Genomic DNA, 1,181 nt, shown 5'->3' on the forward strand with positions numbered 1-1,181 from the left:
TGTCGGACTCGGTGCCGTCGATGGTCTGGGTGACGGTGAAGTCCTGCTTGCCGTACCCGACCTTCGACGGGTCGATGCCGACGTTGTAGGTGCCCGAGGCGTCGGTGATGGTGGTGCGGCCGATCTCGGTGCCGTTGGCGTCGCGGACGATGACGGTGGCACCGGGCTTGCCGATCCCGGCGATGCCGGCCCATTCCGCGACGTTGTTGGGGAAGTACCCCTCGGCGCTGGGCGTGGCGGGCTTGGCCTGCTGGACGGTGATGTTCAGGCCGGTGAACTCGATCTTGCCGCCCTTGGTGCGCTGATTGGCCCACAGCTGGTACGGACCGTTCGGGAGGGTCAGAGACGAGTTCTTCACGACCCACTTGCCGTCGGTGACGTTCGCGGTGCCGATCGGGCTGTCCGTGGTGAAGTCGGTGCCGTTGACCTGGACGATGCCGCCCGGGTTACCGGTTCCGGTGAAGGAGAGCGGATTGCCCGGGATCGTGGAGCCCTCGGACGGGTTGGTGAACGCCGGGGTGTTCTGTCCGTAGTCGAGGGAGACAGCGGTGTTGTCGGACTCGGTGCCGTCGATGGTCTGGGTGACGGTGAAGTCCTGCTTGCCGTACCCGACCTTCGACGGGTCGATGCCGACGTTGTAGGTGCCCGAGGCGTCGGTGATGGTGGTGCGGCCGATCTCGGTGCCATTGGCGTCGCGGACGATGACGGTGGCACCGGGCTTGCCGATCCCGGCGATGCCGGCCCATTCCGCGACGTTGTTGGGGAAGTACCCCTCGGCGCTGGGCGTGGCGGGCTTGGCCTGCTGGACGGTGATGTTCAGGCCGGTGAACTCGATCTTGCCGCCCTTGGTGCGCTGGTTGGCCCACAGCTGGTACGGACCGTTCGGGAGGGTCAGAGACGAGTTCTTCACGACCCACTTGCCGTCGGTGACGTTCGCGGTGCCGATCGGGCTGTCCGTGGTGAAGTCGGTGCCGTTGACCTGGACGATGCCGCCCGGGTTACCGGTTCCGGTGAAGGAGAGCGGATTGCCCGGGATCGTGGAGCCCTCGGACGGGTTGGTGAACGCCGGGGTGTTCTGTCCGTAGTCGAGGGAGACAGCGGTGTTGTCGGACTCGGTGCCGTCGATGGTCTGGGTGACGGTGAAGTCCTGCTTGCCGTACCCGACCTTCGACGGGTCGATG

At 66.3% G+C, this 1,181-nt stretch carries 1 protein-coding gene; it reads right to left on the bottom strand.

Translation table 11 applies throughout. The annotated features are described in order from the left end of the window. The coding region (locus tag DEJ32_RS16380) for an Ig-like domain-containing protein (RefSeq protein ID WP_181420715.1) at positions 1 to 1,181 on the bottom strand (1,181 nt) is incomplete at both ends.

The sequence above is a fragment of the Curtobacterium sp. MCPF17_046 genome (assembly GCF_003224295.1).
Classification (GTDB): domain Bacteria; phylum Actinomycetota; class Actinomycetes; order Actinomycetales; family Microbacteriaceae; genus Curtobacterium.